Origin of the sequence: Micromonospora sp. WMMC273, assembly GCF_027460285.1 — a bacterium.
GTDB classification, from domain to species: domain Bacteria; phylum Actinomycetota; class Actinomycetes; order Mycobacteriales; family Micromonosporaceae; genus Micromonospora; species Micromonospora aurantiaca.
The window spans coordinates 5,545,155-5,560,167 of sequence record NZ_JAPZBE010000001.1; the positions used below are offsets into that span (position 1 = coordinate 5,545,155).

Here is a 15,013-nt window from a genome sequence, read left to right on the forward strand (position 1 = left end):
GTGCTCCATTCGGGGGTCGACGCACCCAGGGGGAAGGGCGCGTGGCACCGTCAGGCGCTCAAAAAGTTCTTGGGGACCGGCTGCTCGCGGGAAACAGGGGGTGCCACTACGCGGCGCCGGAAGCATGTCCAACGACCCACCACCCGGCATCATTCCCGGGCCGGCTCACGCCACCACGCGGGGCGCGGCGCGGAGGTTCACGTCGTCGGAACCATGTTCAACGACCAGCCCACCGGGATGATTCCCGCGCTCACGCACGCCGCCCCGCTCGCGGGGCACCGCCGGTGCTCGGTCGTTCACCCGGTTACAACGCCCGGCACCCGCCCACGATTCCGCCACCAGAGTGCCGCCCACCACCCCCGACCCGGACACCCCCGACACGGCACCACAGAGACGCATATCCGCATTCCAGGAACAGCCGTAGATCTTGGTACGAAAGCGCCCTCATGCGGGCCGTTTCGTACCAAGATCTACGGATGGCTCGGGTCGCCGAGGCGGCGGAGGGCGCGTGGGACAAGCTCCCGTGCACGGGCGGCACCACAGCCACCCGCCCCCAAGCCGTCGATCATGAGGTTAGCGGCGACAAACCGGACACCAGGCGCCGCCAAGTTCATGATCGACCCGACCGGGTAGGGCGCGCGTTGGACGGGGAGCGAAGCGGCCGTCGACGAGCCACGCGATCTTGCAGTTCGCGCCCTCCGTGCGCCCCATTCGCGCGGTTTACGGGGCACCAAAGTGCAAGATCGCGCGCACTCAGGGTCTCGGCGGGGTCGGGGCCCGAGAACCTTCCCCGAAAGGCCCCGGGGGTCGGCGATCTTGGAGTTATGGCACCTCGCGAACGGCGCCAACTCGGGCATCCTGGGTGCCACAACTCCAAGATCGACGCAAAGGGCCCAACGCGGCCCGGGCGGATCAGGGCTCGAACTTGTAGCCCAGACCTCGCACCGTGACGATGTAGCGCGGGGCGGAGGGCTCCGGCTCGATCTTGGAGCGCAGCCGCTTCACGTGCACGTCGAGCGTCTTGGTGTCGCCCACGTAGTCGGCGCCCCAGACCCGGTCGATCAACTGGCCCCGGGTGAGCACCCGCCCGGCGTTGCGCAGCAGCAGCTCCAGCAGCTCGAACTCCTTGAGCGGGAGCTGCACCCCGGCGCCGCCGACTGTCACCACGTGCCGTTCGATGTCCATCCGGACCGGGCCGGCGGCGAGCGTCGGCGCGCCCGTCTCGTTCGACTCGGCGCTCTGCCGGCGCAGCACCGCCCGGATGCGGGCGACCAGTTCACGCGGCGAGTACGGCTTGGTCACGTAGTCGTCGGCGCCGATCTCCAGCCCGACCACCTTGTCGATCTCGCTGTCCCGCGCGGTGACCATGATGATCGGCACGTGCGAGCGCTGGCGGAGCTGCCGGCAGACCTCGGTGCCGGACATCTCCGGCAGCATCAGGTCGAGCAGCACGATGTCGGCGCCGGTCCGGTCGAACTCGGTGAGGGCGGCGGGGCCCGTCGCGGCGACGGACACCTCGAATCCCTCCTTGCGGAGCATGTAGGACAGGGCGTCGGAGAACGACTCCTCGTCCTCGACCACCAGTACGCGGCTCAACGGGTGTTTCCTTTCCTGTGGTCAGACCTGCCGGAGCTCGGCCGGGCCGGCCTCGATCCCAGCGGAGGCGAGTGTCGTCTCCAGGTCGTCCGGGGGGCGTGCGGGCAGCCGGAGAGTGAACGTCGACCCCCCACCAAGGGTGCTCGACACGTCGACCCGGCCGCCATGGTTGCTGGCGATGTGTTTGACGATGGCCAGGCCCAGGCCGGTGCCGCCGGTGGACCGGGAGCGGGCCTGGTCGGCCCGGTAGAAGCGCTCGAAGATCCGGTCGACCTCGTTCGGTGCGATACCGATGCCCTGGTCTGCCACGGCGATCTCGACGTGTTCCTCGGTGCCGGTGACAGTCACCCGTACCGTGGTGTCCTCGCCGGAGTAGTTGATCGCGTTCTCCACCAGGTTCGCCACAGCGGTGGCGAGCTGGCTGTCACTCCCGTACACCGTCAGGCCCCGCTGCCCGCCGACGGCGATCTCCACCCGGCGCGCGGTGGCCGCGGTGCGGGTGCGGTCGACGACCTCGGCGAGCACCCAGTCCACCGAGACCGGCTCGGGCGCGGGCTGCGGTTCGGCGCCCTGGAGGCGGGTCAGTTCCAGCAGTTCCTGCACGAGGCGGCCGAGCCGGGTCGACTCGTGCTGGATCCGCTCGGCGAACCGCCGCGCGGCGACGAGGTCCTCGGACAGGTCGGGCGCGCCGTCGGCGGCCGGTTCGGTGGCGTCGACGAGCGCCTCGGCGAGCAGTTGCAGCGCGCCGATGGGCGTCTTCAGCTCGTGGCTGACGTTCGCGACGAAGTCCCGGCGTACCCGCGCGAGACGGTGCGACTCGGTGACGTCTACCGCCTCGATCGAGATGTAGCCGGAGCCCAGCCCCATCGCCCGCAGGTGCACGCCGAGCGGGTTGTCACCGCCGCCGTCGCGGCCCCGGGGCAGGTCCAGCTCGATCTCGCGCCGCACGCCCGTGCGGCGGACCTGCCCAGCGAGGGTACGGATCAACGGGTGCGCCGCGATCGAGCCGGGTGTCGCCCCGGTACGGAGCAGACCCATCGCCCGGGCGGCCGGGTTCACCAGCACCGGCACGTCGTCCGGGCCGAGCACCACCACGCCCGCGCGCAGCGAGTCGATCGTCTTGCGGCCGAGGCCGGGTAGGCCCCCCTGCTGGTCGTCCGGAATCGTCGTCCTCCCTGCGTCACGACGGAGGATCCCGCCGCCCCGCGACGCCCGGCGGCGCCGCCATTCGTCAACGGGTCCGGACAGCAGCGCCCCGGCGACCAGCCCGGTCACCAGCGCTCCGGCCACCACGACGGCCACCGCCCATTCCACCCGGCGATCGTAGGGTCATTGTTAACCCGGGTATCGGGCGCAAAGGGACGAACCACTCTCGCTTTCGGCAAAGTTCACCTGCGGGCCCAGCGTCGTTCATCCGCGTTCACCCTGGTGCCGACCGTTCGGCCTAGCGTGGGGCGCGCACCTGCTCCTGCCGTACCCCTCGGGGGTGGCGGCCACCGAACCCAGGAAGTGACGATGCGCGACGAGTTCCGGGCCGACCTGCAGATTGTCAGCCAGTTGCTGGTGGACATGGCCGAGGCGGTACGCGCGGCCATGCGGCAGGCCACCAAGGCGCTGCTCACCGCCGACCGGACGGCCGCCGAGACGGTGATCGCGCGGGACGCCGAGATCGACGACCTCTACCGGCACGTGGAGGAGCGGGTCTGTGACCTGCTGGCCCGGCAGGCGCCGGTGGCCTCCGACCTGCGGGCGATGATCACCGCGTTGCACGTGGCAGCCGATCTGGAGCGGATGGGCGACCTGGCCGACCACGTGGCGAAGACGGCGTTGCGCCGGCACCCGTCCCCGGCGGTGCCGGCGGAACTGCGGCCGGTCTTCACCGACATGGCCGGGATCGCCGACCGGATGGCCGAGAAGATCGGCTCGGTGCTGGCCGAGCCGGACGCCGACGTGGCCGCCGAGCTGGACGGCGACGACGACGCGATGGACGACCTGCACAAGAGCCTGTTCGGCGTGCTGCTCGGCGACGACTGGCCGTACGGGGTGGAGACGGCGATCGACGCGACGCTGCTGGGTCGCTTCTACGAGCGTTTCGCCGACCACGCGGTGAACGCGGGCGAGCACGTGGTCTACCTGATCACCGGGTCGACGTCCGGCTGAGAACCGTGGGCGGGGCCGCCTCGGGGGAGGCCCCGCCCACGCCGTCTCAGCGGCCCTGGTTGGCGACTGCGGCGGCGGCGGCCTTGGCCGCCTCCGGGTCGAGGTACGTCCCGCCGAGCACCTGCGGACGCAGGTCGGCGTCCAGGTCGTAGCGCAGCGGGATGCCGGTGGGGATGTTCAGCTTGGCGATCGCGTCGTCGGAGATCTGGTCGAGATGCTTGACCAGCGCGCGCAGCGAGTTGCCGTGCGCGGCCACCAGCACCGTCCGGCCGGCCAGGATGTCCGGCACGATCGAGTCGTACCAGTAGGGCAGCATCCGTTCGACGACGTCCTTCAGGCACTCGGTGCGCGGCATCAGCTCGGTCGGCAGCAGCGCGTATCGGGGGTCGCCGACCTGCGACCACTCGTCCGCGTCGTCGATCGGAGGCGGCGGCGTGTCGTACGAGCGGCGCCAGAGCATGAACTGCTCCTCGCCGTACTCGTCGAGGGTCTGCTTCTTGTCCTTGCCCTGCAGGGCGCCGTAGTGGCGCTCGTTGAGCCGCCACGACCGGCGCACCGCGATCCAGTGCCGGTCGGCGGCGTTCAGCGCCAGCTCGGCGGTGCGGATGGCTCGGCGCATCAGGCTCGTGTGCACCACGTCCGGCAGCAGGTCGTGCTCGCGCAGCAGTTCGCCGCCGCGCCGCGCCTCGGTCTCCCCCTTGGTGGTCAGGTCGACGTCGACCCAGCCGGTGAAGAGGTTCTTGGCGTTCCAGTCGCTCTCGCCGTGCCGCAGCAGGACCAGCGTCCCGACGGTGGGCCCCTCGCTCGCAGTCATGCCGATCATCCTGCCGTACGACGCCGGCGGACACGCGGCGACCTGTGGTGACGACCACCACGTGGAAAACCTGATGACCACGGCTCCGGCCCGGCACTAGGTTGTAAGGCGCATTAAAGAGGTCGGTCATTACCACACGGGGGCATCGGGATGCGGGCAGCGCGAGGCTGGTTACAGGACACGGCGGGTGGCCTGCCACGGACGTTCTGGTACCTCTGGGCCGGCACGCTGATCAACCGGCTCGGCTCGTTCGTCCTGATCTTCCTGGCCATCTACCTGACCCAGGAACGCGGCTTCTCCGCCGCCCAGGCCGGACTGGTGATCGGCCTCTGGGGCGCCGGCGGCGCGGTCGGCACCACCATCGGCGGCACCCTGACCGACCGCTGGGGACGGCGGCCCACGCTGCTCGTCGCGCACGTCGGCGCCGCGGGCATGATGCTCGCGCTCGGCTTCGCCCGCCCGCTCTGGGCGGTCGCCGTGGGCGCGTTGCTGCTCGGCGCGTTCGCCGAGGCGGCCCGCCCCGCCTTCGGCGCGATGATGGTCGACGTGGTGCCGGACAAGGACCGGCTGCGCGCCTTCTCGCTGAACTACTGGGCCATCAACCTCGGTTTCGCCTGCGCCGCCGTGCTCGCCGGCTTCGCCGCCCAGGGCAGCTACCTGCTGTTGTTCCTGGTGAACGCGACCACCACACTGGTGACCGCGCTGATCATCTTCGCCAAGGTCGGCGAGACCCGCGGCCCGGTCACCGCGCTCCCGGTCAAGGGGATGGCGGCGCCCGCCGGCGCGTTGCGCACCATCCTCGCCGACCGGGTGTTCCTCGGCTTCGTCGCGCTGAACCTGCTCGCCGCGCTGGTGTTCCTCCAGCACATCTCGATGCTGCCGATCGCGATGGGCGACTCCGGGCTCAGCCCGGCCACGTACGGCTCGGTGATCGCACTGAACGGCGTGCTCATCGTGGTCGGCCAGCTTTTCGTACCCCGGCTCATCAAGGGCCGCAGCCGCTCGCACGTGCTGGCGCTCGCGGCGCTGGTGATGGGCGCCGGGTTCGGGCTCACCGCGTTCGCCGACACGGTCTGGCTCTACGGCCTGACCGTGCTGATCTGGACCGTCGGCGAGATGCTCAACTCGCCGTCCAACGCCACCCTGATCGCGGAGCTGTCCCCGGCCGCGCTGCGCGGCCGCTACCAGGGCGTCTTCTCGCTGTCCTGGCAGCTCGCCGGCGCCGCCGCGCCGATCCTCGGCGGCCTGGTCCGCGAGCACGCGGGCAACAGCGCGCTCTGGCTCGGCTGCGCTGGCATCGGCGTCGTGGCGGCGGTCGCCCACCTGATCTCCGGTCCGGCCCGGGAGCGCCGCGCTGTCGCGCTGCGCGCCGTGGGCACGCCGGTCACGCCGGTCACCGCCACCGCCTACCCGGCGCCCGAGGCGGGCGAGGCCGCGGCGACCGCACCGGCCGCGCCGGTCCGGGCCGGTTCCTGAGTACGCCCCGACGCGACCGCCCCGAGGCGGGTGGATACCGTACGGGACGGAATCGGTAAGGAAACCTTCCTGGAGGGCTGGTGCACGGCCTGCGGCGCTGGTGGGACGACACGGCCGGCGGACTACCGGCCACGTTCTGGTACCTCTGGTCCGGCCTGCTGATCAACCGGGCCGGCGCGTTCGCGCTGCTGTTCCTGTCGCTCTACCTGACCGCTGCGCGGGGCGCCCCGCCGTCGCTGGCCGGGCTGGTGGTCGGCGCGTACGGGATCGGCGGCGCGGCCGGCACGCTGCTCGGCGGCGTGCTGGCCGACCGGTGGGGACGCCGGGCCACGCTGCTCGCCGCCCACCTGGCCGCCGCCGCCCTGATGACGGCGCTGGCGTTCACCACGCACCTGGCGGCGATCGCCGTACTCGCCACGCTGGTCGGCGTGGCACACTCGATGCCCAGCCCGGCATTCGTGGCCGCCATCGTGGACGTGGTGCCCGAGGCGCGCCGCTCCCGCGCGTTCAACCTGCAGTTCTGGGCGTTCAACCTGGGCATGGCGGTGGCCTCGCTGCTGGCCGGCATCCTCGCCGAGGCGAGCTTCACGGCGCTGTTCCTGGTCGACGCCGGAGCCACGCTGGCCGCGGCGGTGGTGATCGCGCTGAAGGTGCCGGAGACGCTCACCCGGCGGCCCGCGCCCATGCCACGGGCGGTGGTGGGACGGCGTCCCGGGCTGCACACCGCGCTCACCGACCGCACGTTCCTGGTGTTCGTCGGGCTGACGTTCCTGCTGGCCGTGCTGACCATGCAGACCTCCACGATCATGCCGCTGGCGATGCGCGAGGACGGTCTGCGCCCGTCGGCGTACGGGCTGGTGGTCGCGCTCGGCGGGGCGCTCATCGTGGCCGGGCAGCTGTTCGTGCCCCGGCTCATCGAGCCGTACCGCAAGTCGAGCGTGCTGGCCGTCTCCACCGGCCTGATGGCGCTCGGGTTCGGCGCGCTGACGGTGGCCGACGGGCTGCCGCTCTACCTCGGCGCGGCGGTGGTCTGGACGGTCGGGCAGATGCTCGCCGCGCCGCCGAACGCACAGATCAACGCGGACCTCGCGCCGCCCGAACTGCGCGCCCGCTACCAGTCGGTGTTCTACCTGACGTTCCCGGCCGCGTCGTTCGTGGCGCCGGCACTCGGCGGGCTCAGCCTGGAACACCTCGGCGCGCGGCACTGGCTGGTGGTGGGCGCGCTCGGCCTGCTGGCCGCTGCCGGGCACCTGCTCGCCGGGCCGCGCCGGGAGCGGCGGGTGGCCGCGCTGCGGGCCGCGGCGGCGGAACCGGTGACGTCCGCCCGCTGACGGGCTCGAGAAGACAACGGCAGAGCGCCCACCCCGACCCCCGTCGAGATGGGCGCTCGTACCGTACGCCCGGCGGCGGCGGGCGACACTCACCCCCGTAAGCGTCGCCCGCTCGCGCCGCCGGTTCCACGGGTGGCACCGTCCCCCAACGGCGTGCTCCACCCGATCTTCGCATCTCGCCTGCGCGGATCTGATCGATCCACCGCTCCCCCGAACGGAAACAAGCGTGACGCGGTGCAATAAAGTTAGTTCGCCCGGATTCCGGATTCAACCCAGAACGCTGTCTTGCCCGTCACAGCACCCGTGTCGGAAAACCGGCTTTCCGTGTCGTCGTCCCTGGAATGGCAAACACGGCGTTCCCGTCGGCCATTCCCGTAAACCTCAGCCGTCCTCGCGATTCGGGTTCTCGGTCCGGAAGAAGTTGCTCTGCCGGCCGTCCCGCATCTGCTCCTGGTAGATCAGGTTCAGCCGCCGCAGGTCGAACGTGCGGAACCAGTCGTCCCAGGTGATCTCGCGGATCCGGCTGCTCTCCCGGTACCCGGGGATGTTGAACGTCAGCACCCCGGCCCGGCCCTCGCGCTCGGTTCCGGCGATGGTGGCGGGCTTCGCACCCCGCGCCCGCGCCCAGCGCTGGATCACCTCGTGGTTCCGGGTGACCAGGCTCCGGCCCGGACGCTCCGGCCGGTCTGCGAGCGACGTGATGAGCTGCGACGATCCGATCGACCGGCTGGACGCCGGCCCACGGGTCGGTGCCGCCTGGGCCCGGGCGGACGACGCCTTCCGAGCCGGCGCCGCCTTGGCCCGCGACGGGGCCGCCTTGGCGCGCGAAGGAGCTGCCTTCGCCCTCGACGGAGCTGCCTTCGCCCGTGACGCGGCAGTGGCGCGCCCGGGTGCCGCCTTCGCGCGGGACGGAGCTGCCTTCGCGCGCGATGTCGTCGCCCGCGACGAGGTCGCCTTCGCCCGAGCCGGAGCCGCCTTGGCCCGAGCCGGCATCGGCTTCGCCCGCGACGAGGTCGCCTTGGCGCGAGCGGGGACCGCCTTGCGCGTACCCGTCGCCTTGGCCCTGGCGCCGGTGGCGCGTGCGGCCGGCGCGGCCTTCGCCGGCGACGTGGCGCTCCGGCGGGCCGGCGTGGTCCGCTTCGCCGCAGTGGTCTTCTTCGCGGCGGTGCTCTTGCGGGTCGCCGACGGCCGGCCGGCCGGGCCGGTGCTCCGCCGGGCGGCGCCGCCCTCCCCGCGCATCGCCCGCGCCAGGGTCTTCACCAGTTCCGGCTTCCGCAGCGCGGAGATCCCCGAGACCCCGCGCCGCTTGAGCTGGCTGCGGAGGTCGTCGACCTTCATCCGGGAGATCGCCGACTCCGACACCCTCGGGGTGTTCGGCGTCTGATTGCCGGTTTGCCGCTTGGTCCGGGTCGCAGTCGTGCCGCGACCTGAGCTGTTGCGCTGAGCCATGGGACACGCTCCTCGACAGTCCGTCCTCGGCCCGCGGTGGGTCCCAGTGCTCCGCACCGCGCGGGGCGGCATACCCGTCAGGAGGGCTCCGAACCTCCGGCGGACGATCCGGCAGCGGCGGAAGGCTCGAAGAGGTGCGCGAACGCGGCCAGGTTCGCTGTCGACTCGCCGCGCTTGACCCGCCACTCCCACTCCCGGCGGATGGCGGTGCCGAACCCGATCTCCAGCATGCTGTCGAACGACTCGTCCGCGTACGTCAGCACCGAACCGAGCAGCCGGTCCAGCTCGTCGGCGTCCACCCCGGCCAGGTTGACCCGCCCGGTCAGGTAGACGTCGCCGACCGCGTCGATGGAGAACGAGACGCCGTACATGCGGGCGTTGCGCTGGAGCAGCCACGCCCACAGCTCCTCGCGGCGCTCGTCCGGCTGGCGCATCACGAACGCCTCGACCCGCAGCGCGTGCTCACCCACGATCAGGTTGCAGATCGTCTTGAGCTTGTGCGTGCCGGGCAGCGTCACCGCGTACGACGCCTCACCGGTGGACTCCCACTCCAGCTCGCGCTCCGCGCAGACGGACTCGATCAGCGCGGCGACCTCACTCGTGCGGCTCATCGCACCCACTCTACGACCGGCGTACCGGGGCCGCCCGGTGGCCGGTGGAGATCACCAGGAGCACAGCGCGGCCGGTTCGCCGAGCCGCCGCGCCAGCCGGGCCCGGTGCTCGGTGATCGCCTCCCCGTAGACCGCGAGCAGGCCGGAGGCGGTGCGGTGCCAGGAGAAGTCCCGGGCGTGCCGCTCGGCGCCGCGGCCCAGCGCGGCACGGCGTACCGGATCGGGCAGCAGGCGGGCCAGCGCGCGGGCCCAGTCGACCGGGTCGTGCCCGTCGATGAGCATGCCGCTGACGCCGTCGCGTACCGCCGTCACCAGGCCGCCCACGGCGGCGGCCAGCACCGGCGTGCCGCACGCCTGGGCCTCCAGCGCGACCAGCCCGAACGACTCGTTGTGCGACGGCACCGCGACCAGGTCGGCGGCGCGGTAGAGGGCGGGCAGGTCCGCGCCGGTCTGCGGCGGGAGGAAACGCACCCGGTCGGCGATGCCGAGCGCGTGCGCCAACTCGATCAGGGCGGTGGGCCGGTCCAGGCCGCTGCCGCTGGGCCCGCCGCAGATCACCACGGTCAGCTCGTCGGCCAGCGCCGGATCCCGTTCACGCAGCGCGGCGGCGGCGCGCACCAGCACGTCCGGCGCCTTCAGCGGCTGGATCCGGCCGACGAACGCGACCACGTAACCGTCGGTCGGCAGGCCGAGCCGGCGGCGCGCGGCCCGGGTCGCGGCGTCCCGGTCGCCCGCGGCGGGACGGAACCGGTCCAGGTCGACGCCGGGTTCCACGATCGCCACCCGGTCCGGCTCGGCCGCGTACCGGTCGAGCAGGTCGCGGGCCTCGACCCGGGTGTTGGCGACCAGCCGGTCCGCCTCGGTGACCACCTGCTCCTCACCGATCACCCGGGCCTTCGGCTCGGGACGGTCCCCGGCGGCCAGGCGCGCGTTCTTGACCTTCGCGAGGGTGTGCGCGGTGTGCACCAGCGGTACGCCCCAGCGCTCCTTGGCCAGCCAGCCGACCTGGCCGGAGAGCCAGTAGTGCGAGTGGATCAGGTCGTAGTGGCCGGGCGGACGGGCCGCCTCGGCCCGCAGCACCCCCGCAGTGAAGGCGCAGAGCTGACCCGGCAGTTCCTCCTTGGTCAGCCCCTCCAGCGGCCCGGCGGTGACGTGCCGGACGGACACGCCGGACGCCACCTCGACCACCGGGGGCAGGTCACCGGCGGTGGCCCGGGTGAAGATCTCCACCTCGACGTCGGCCTCGGCCAGCCGCCGGGCCACCTCCAGGATGTAGACGTTCATGCCGCCCGCGTCACCGGTGCCGGGCTGGTGCAGCGGCGACGTGTGCACCGACAGGGTGGCGATACGGCGGGGCCGCGGCCACGGAAGGGCACCTCGCTGACGACCGACACCGGTGTGCAAATCCGCCACGTCCGCTCCCTCTGTCACGGTTGATGCCGTCCCGCACGACCGGCGCTTCTCGGTCAACCCGTGTGCCGGATGTCATCTTCCCCATCGGGGTACGGAAATGCTTTCCGCCGGGTCCCGGGCGTGACGGACCTCATCCCGCCGACCGGCCCGGCGACGGGAGACAATGTCCGGATGACTTCAGTCGCCATCGTCACCGGGGCGTCCAGCGGGATCGGCGCGGCCACCGCCCGCCGGCTCGCCGCCGAGGGATTCCACGTGCTGGCCGCCGCCCGGCGTACCGACCGGCTGGCCGCGCTGGTCGCCCAGATCGAGTCGGCCGGCGGCGCGGCGACAGCGGTGGCCTGCGACGTGACCTCGGACGAGTCGGTGGCCGGACTGGCCGCCGCCGCCGAGGCCGCCCCCGGGCCGGTAACGCTGCTGGTGAACAACGCCGGCGGCGCCCGCGGCCTGGACCCGGTCGAGACCGCCGACGTGGGCGACTGGCAATGGATGTACGACGTCAACGTGCTCGGCACGCTGCGCGTCACCAAGGCGCTGCTCCCGGCGCTGGAGCGCTCCGGCGCCGGCACGGTCGTGATCGTCAGCTCCACCGCCGGGCACGTGGTCTACGAGGGCGGCGGCGGCTACACGGCCGCCAAGCACGCGCAGACCGCGATCGCCGGCACGCTCCGGCTGGAACTGTGCGGGCGCCCGGTCCGGGTGATCGAGATCGACCCCGGCATGGTGAAGACCGTGGAGTTCGGCCTGGTCCGCTTCGGCGGTGACACCGACCGGGCCGAGGCGGTCTACGCCGGAGTCGCCGAACCGCTGGTGGCCGACGACGTCGCCGACTGCGTCGCCTGGTGCGCGACCCGCCCGCACCACGTCAACATCGACCAGCTCGTGGTCCGCCCGCTGGCCCAGGCCGCGCAGCACAAGGTGCACCGGACGTCCTAATGGAGCGTCCGCTCGGCGTGGCCACCCGGGGCACGACGAACCCCAACCGGCTCCGGCGGGTGGACAACTGGATCGTCGAGACCTGCGGCGACGCGCTGCGCGCCGCCGCCGACCCGCTCGTGGTCGACCTCGGCTACGGCGCCACCCCGGTCACCCCCGTCGAGCTGCGCGCCCGGCTGGCCGCCGGGGTCCGCGCCGACGTGCGGGTGGTCGGCCTGGAGATCGATCCGGTACGCGTCGCCGCCGCCCTGCCCGCCGCCGACCCGCCCGGGCTGACGTTCGCCAGGGGCGGCTTCGAACTGGCCGGGCTGCGTCCCGCGCTGGTACGGGCGTTCAACGTCCTCCGCCAGTACGACGAGAGCGAGGTGGCCGACGCCTGGCGTACCGTCACCGGGCGGCTCGCGCCGGGCGGACTGCTGGTCGAGGGCACCTGCGACGAGCTGGGCCGGCTCGGCTCCTGGGTGCTGCTCGACGCCACCGGCCCGCGCACCCTCACCCTGTCGGCGAAGCTCACCACGCTGGAGAGCCCGGCCACGCTCGCCGAGCGGCTGCCGAAGGCCCTGATCCACCGCAACGTGCCGGGTGAACGCGTCCACGACCTGATCGAGGCGCTGGAGCAGGCGTGGCGCTCGGCCGCCGGTTACGCCCCGTTCGGCCCCCGGCAGCGCTGGCTGCGGACGGTCGAGGCGGTGAAGGAGTCAGGCTGGCCGATCCAGGACACCCCGCGCACGTGGCGCCACGGCTACCTGACGCTCCCCTGGCCCGCCGTGGCCCCCCGCTAACCCGCGCCGCCCCTGCCCCCCCGCCCGCCACCCGCCCCTCTCGGCGAGCCCTGACGAGGTCTCCCTCGGGCGCGTTGACGCTTCTATAGGTGGGCCGGTTCCGGGAGGTTGGTATCGGTAGGGTTCGACGTTGGTGATCTATGGGTGACTCATGCAAGATCTGGCCGCTGTCAGTTGGTGTGCCGTGGCGTCGACTTGTCCTCGTGGGTTGCCGGCGTCGGCCCGGCCCACCTTGTTGGCCTGATCAGAAGCCTGTCCGCGAAGGGGTGTGCAGCCCGTGTCGCGTGACTCATCACAGATGTGCCGCTGGGTGATCGCTCCCGGGCCGACGCCGTCCGAACGTCGTCCCGTGCAAGGGAGAACCGTCCGTGTTTCCCATCCTGGCAGAACGTCTGGCCGAGCGTGTCGACGCGGTCGTCGGTGTGGACACCCATACCGATACGCACACCGCCGCGGTGCTCACCGCGGTCGGCACCGTGCTGGCGGAGATCACCGTGCCGGCCACCGACGACGGCGCCGCTGTCCTGCTGGCCTGGGCCGGCCGGCAGACGGCCGTGCTGGGAACGGGCCGGCGGGCCTGGGCCCTGGACGGCGCTCGTTGTCACGGTGTCGGTCTGCTGCGCGTCCTGCGCGCCGCGGGTGAGTACGTCCTGGAAGCACCCAAACCCGCTGCCGGGCGCTGCCGTCGAGGCGGCAAGTCCGACGCGCTGGACGCCGCGCACGCCGCTCGTGGCGTCCTGGCCGCCGACCACGTCGCCTCACCCCGCACCGACGGCGACCGGGAAGCCCTGCGCCTGCTGCACGTCTGCCGCCGCCACTACAGCGACACCCGCACCGCCACCATCAACCTGTTCAAATCGGTGATCCTCACCGCCGACGACGACCTCCGCACACAGATGCGAGGACTGAGCACCCTGCGACAGGTCCAGCACGCCACCACCCTCACCACCACCAGCGGCAGCGGTCTTGAGCCACCCCCGCTTTCATGGAGCTTCTTGATCATGGTCTTATGGCCGTGGGGAGGAAGTCGTCCGTGGCAGCACCGAAGAAGTACCCCGACGAGCTACGTCAGCGCGCCGTGCGCCTGTATCGCGAGTCGGACCCGAAGCCGGTGATCCGGCGCCTGGCCGAGCAACTCGGCGTGCATCACGAGGCGTTGCGGAACTGGATCCGCCAGGCCGAGGCCGACACGGGTGAGCGTCACGACCGGCCGACCAGCGAGATGGCGGACGAGAACCGGCGGCTGCGCAAGGAAGTTGCCGAGTTGCGGCGGGCGAACGAGATTCTGAAGGCCGCGAGTGCGTATTTCGCGGCGGAGCTCGACCCGACCCGGCGACGGTCATGAGGTTCATTCACGAACACCGTGACCAGTTCGCGGTCGCGCTCCTGCTACGGGTCCTCAACATCGGCGCTTCAACCTACTACGCGTGGGTCAAGCAGGCCGAGCAGCCCTGCGACCGGGACGTCGTCGACCTGGGGCTGATCTCCAACATCCACGAGATCTGGGAGACCTCCGGGCGCACCTACGGCGCTGACCGGGTCCACCGGCAGCTGCGCCGTGACGGCATCCGCGTGGGCCGCAAGCGCGTCGAGCGGCTGATGGCCGAGCAGGGCTGGCAGGGGGCGTTCCTGCGTCGAGGCTGGCGTGGTGGCTCCACGAAGCAGGATCCCCGGCACACGCCGGCGCCGGATCTGGTCAATCGGCAGTTCACCGCCGACGGGCCGAACCGGCTCTGGGTTGCCGACGCCACCCGCATCCCGTGCGGTGAGGGTGTGTTCTGGTTGGCTGCGGTCCGCGACGCGTTTTCCCGCCGGATCGTCGGGTGGAAGACGTCTGACCGCTGCGACACCGACCTGATCCTCGCCGCCCTCGAATACGGCATCTGGTCGCGCGACGTCCGCGACGGCCAGTTGATCCACCACAGCGACCGCGGGTCGAACTACACGTCGTTCCGCTTCGCGGAACGCTTGCAGGACAACGGGATCCTGCCGTCGATGGGCTCCGTCGGCGACTCGTACGACAACGCCCTGATGGAGAACTTCTGGTCCACGCTGAAGATCGAACTCGTCTACCGCACGTCCTGGCGGACCCGCGACGAGGCCGAGAACGCGATCTTCGCCTACATCGACGGCTGGTACAACACCCGCCGCATACAGAAGGAACTGGGCTACCTCAGCCCGAACGAGTACGAGACCGCCTGGCACACCCGCCAGCCGCAACCAGCCGAGCCACCTATCGCCACCCCTGCGCCAGCCGGCAGCAGGTAACCACCGCTCCATCAAAGCGGGGGGAACTCATCTCGACCGGCTGCGCCGCACTCACCTGGCAACCCTCGCCGAGCAGATCCAGACCCTCGACCGGCTCCTGAAAGCCAACCTCACCGAAATCCGCACCCTGGTCGACAAACTCTGCCCCACCCTGCTCGACCAACCCGGCATCGGCCC

Annotated in this window: 14 protein-coding genes; 8 read left to right on the top strand and 6 right to left on the bottom strand. The window is 72.0% G+C overall.

Annotated features, from left to right (window positions below; translation table 11 throughout):
* Positions 1 to 912: 912 nt before the first annotated feature.
* Positions 913 to 1,596: a response regulator transcription factor gene (locus O7611_RS25730; protein WP_030272198.1), complete on the bottom strand. Its 684-nt coding sequence runs from the start codon at positions 1,594 to 1,596 to the stop codon at positions 913 to 915.
* A 21-nt stretch (positions 1,597 to 1,617) separates the two neighbouring features.
* On the bottom strand, positions 1,618 to 2,910 hold the full coding sequence (locus tag O7611_RS25735) for a sensor histidine kinase (protein ID WP_370584975.1): 1,293 nt from the start codon (positions 2,908 to 2,910) through the stop codon (positions 1,618 to 1,620).
* 201 nt (positions 2,911 to 3,111) lie between these two features.
* Between O7611_RS25735 and phoU the strand changes: the two genes are divergently transcribed.
* Positions 3,112 to 3,756: a phosphate signaling complex protein PhoU gene (gene phoU / locus O7611_RS25740; RefSeq protein ID WP_194801802.1), complete on the top strand. Its 645-nt coding sequence runs from the start codon at positions 3,112 to 3,114 to the stop codon at positions 3,754 to 3,756.
* Positions 3,757 to 3,802: 46 nt separating this feature from the next.
* Here phoU and O7611_RS25745 read toward each other — a convergent pair whose 3' ends face one another.
* Complete coding sequence (locus O7611_RS25745) at positions 3,803 to 4,570, bottom strand: phosphoglyceromutase (RefSeq protein WP_194801803.1); 768 nt, start codon at positions 4,568 to 4,570, stop codon at positions 3,803 to 3,805.
* A 150-nt stretch (positions 4,571 to 4,720) separates the two neighbouring features.
* Here O7611_RS25745 and O7611_RS25750 point away from each other — a divergent pair, with 150 nt between their 5' ends.
* A complete protein-coding gene (locus O7611_RS25750; protein WP_194801804.1) occupies positions 4,721 to 6,046 on the top strand; it encodes an MDR family MFS transporter in 1,326 nt (441 codons plus the stop codon).
* Between the two features lie 80 nt (positions 6,047 to 6,126).
* Positions 6,127 to 7,377, top strand: coding sequence for an MFS transporter (locus O7611_RS25755; RefSeq protein ID WP_269697718.1), 1,251 nt, complete (start codon positions 6,127 to 6,129; stop codon positions 7,375 to 7,377).
* Between the two features lie 381 nt (positions 7,378 to 7,758).
* Here the strand turns inward: O7611_RS25755 and O7611_RS31950 are convergent, their stop codons facing one another.
* The 3 genes from O7611_RS31950 to mshA form a co-directional block, all read right to left on the bottom strand.
* Complete coding sequence (locus O7611_RS31950) at positions 7,759 to 8,616, bottom strand: hypothetical protein (protein ID WP_442929396.1); 858 nt, start codon at positions 8,614 to 8,616, stop codon at positions 7,759 to 7,761.
* Between the two features lie 287 nt (positions 8,617 to 8,903).
* The gene (locus O7611_RS25770) at positions 8,904 to 9,437 is read right to left on the bottom strand and encodes a YbjN domain-containing protein (RefSeq protein ID WP_194801807.1); all 534 of its coding nucleotides are present in this window, start codon (positions 9,435 to 9,437) and stop codon (positions 8,904 to 8,906) included.
* A gap of 51 nt (positions 9,438 to 9,488) precedes the next feature.
* On the bottom strand, positions 9,489 to 10,850 hold the full coding sequence (mshA, locus tag O7611_RS25775) for a D-inositol-3-phosphate glycosyltransferase (protein ID WP_269697720.1): 1,362 nt from the start codon (positions 10,848 to 10,850) through the stop codon (positions 9,489 to 9,491).
* 171 nt (positions 10,851 to 11,021) lie between these two features.
* On the opposite strand from mshA, the gene O7611_RS25780 reads away from it, so the two are divergent.
* From O7611_RS25780 to O7611_RS25800, 5 genes are all read left to right on the top strand, one after another.
* Complete coding sequence (locus O7611_RS25780) at positions 11,022 to 11,786, top strand: SDR family NAD(P)-dependent oxidoreductase (protein WP_194801808.1); 765 nt, start codon at positions 11,022 to 11,024, stop codon at positions 11,784 to 11,786.
* Complete coding sequence (locus O7611_RS25785; protein ID WP_194801809.1) at positions 11,786 to 12,568, top strand: class I SAM-dependent methyltransferase; 783 nt, start codon at positions 11,786 to 11,788, stop codon at positions 12,566 to 12,568. Before O7611_RS25780 ends, O7611_RS25785 begins: the two co-directional genes overlap by 1 nt.
* 368 nt (positions 12,569 to 12,936) lie before the next feature.
* On the top strand, positions 12,937 to 13,683 hold the full coding sequence (locus O7611_RS25790) for an IS110 family transposase (RefSeq protein WP_269697721.1): 747 nt from the start codon (positions 12,937 to 12,939) through the stop codon (positions 13,681 to 13,683).
* The gene (locus tag O7611_RS25795; protein WP_228533097.1) at positions 13,578 to 13,913 is read left to right on the top strand and encodes a transposase; all 336 of its coding nucleotides are present in this window, start codon (positions 13,578 to 13,580) and stop codon (positions 13,911 to 13,913) included. The genes O7611_RS25790 and O7611_RS25795 overlap by 106 nt, the downstream gene beginning before the upstream one ends.
* Positions 13,910 to 14,836 (top strand): IS3 family transposase, encoded by a 927-nt coding sequence (locus tag O7611_RS25800; RefSeq protein WP_194803492.1) that lies wholly within the window; start codon positions 13,910 to 13,912, stop codon positions 14,834 to 14,836. The genes O7611_RS25795 and O7611_RS25800 overlap by 4 nt, the downstream gene beginning before the upstream one ends.
* Positions 14,837 to 15,013 lie beyond the last annotated feature (177 nt).

Excerpts from the sequence above, each read along its gene's own strand:
- phoU (WP_194801802.1), top strand. The coding sequence starts at position 3,112 with ATGCGCGACGAGTTCCGGGCCGACCTGCAGATTGTCAGCCAGTTGCTG.
- O7611_RS25780 (WP_194801808.1), top strand. The coding sequence starts at position 11,022 with ATGACTTCAGTCGCCATCGTCACCGGGGCGTCCAGCGGGATCGGCGCG.
- O7611_RS25795 (WP_228533097.1), top strand. The coding sequence starts at position 13,578 with ATGGCCGTGGGGAGGAAGTCGTCCGTGGCAGCACCGAAGAAGTACCCC.
- O7611_RS25800 (WP_194803492.1), top strand. The coding sequence starts at position 13,910 with ATGAGGTTCATTCACGAACACCGTGACCAGTTCGCGGTCGCGCTCCTG.
- O7611_RS25770 (WP_194801807.1), bottom strand. The coding sequence starts at position 9,437 with ATGAGCCGCACGAGTGAGGTCGCCGCGCTGATCGAGTCCGTCTGCGCG.
- O7611_RS25745 (WP_194801803.1), bottom strand. The coding sequence starts at position 4,570 with ATGACTGCGAGCGAGGGGCCCACCGTCGGGACGCTGGTCCTGCTGCGG.
- O7611_RS25750 (WP_194801804.1), top strand. The coding sequence starts at position 4,721 with ATGCGGGCAGCGCGAGGCTGGTTACAGGACACGGCGGGTGGCCTGCCA.
- O7611_RS25785 (WP_194801809.1), top strand. The coding sequence starts at position 11,786 with ATGGAGCGTCCGCTCGGCGTGGCCACCCGGGGCACGACGAACCCCAAC.
- O7611_RS31950 (WP_442929396.1), bottom strand. The coding sequence starts at position 8,616 with ATGCGCGGGGAGGGCGGCGCCGCCCGGCGGAGCACCGGCCCGGCCGGC.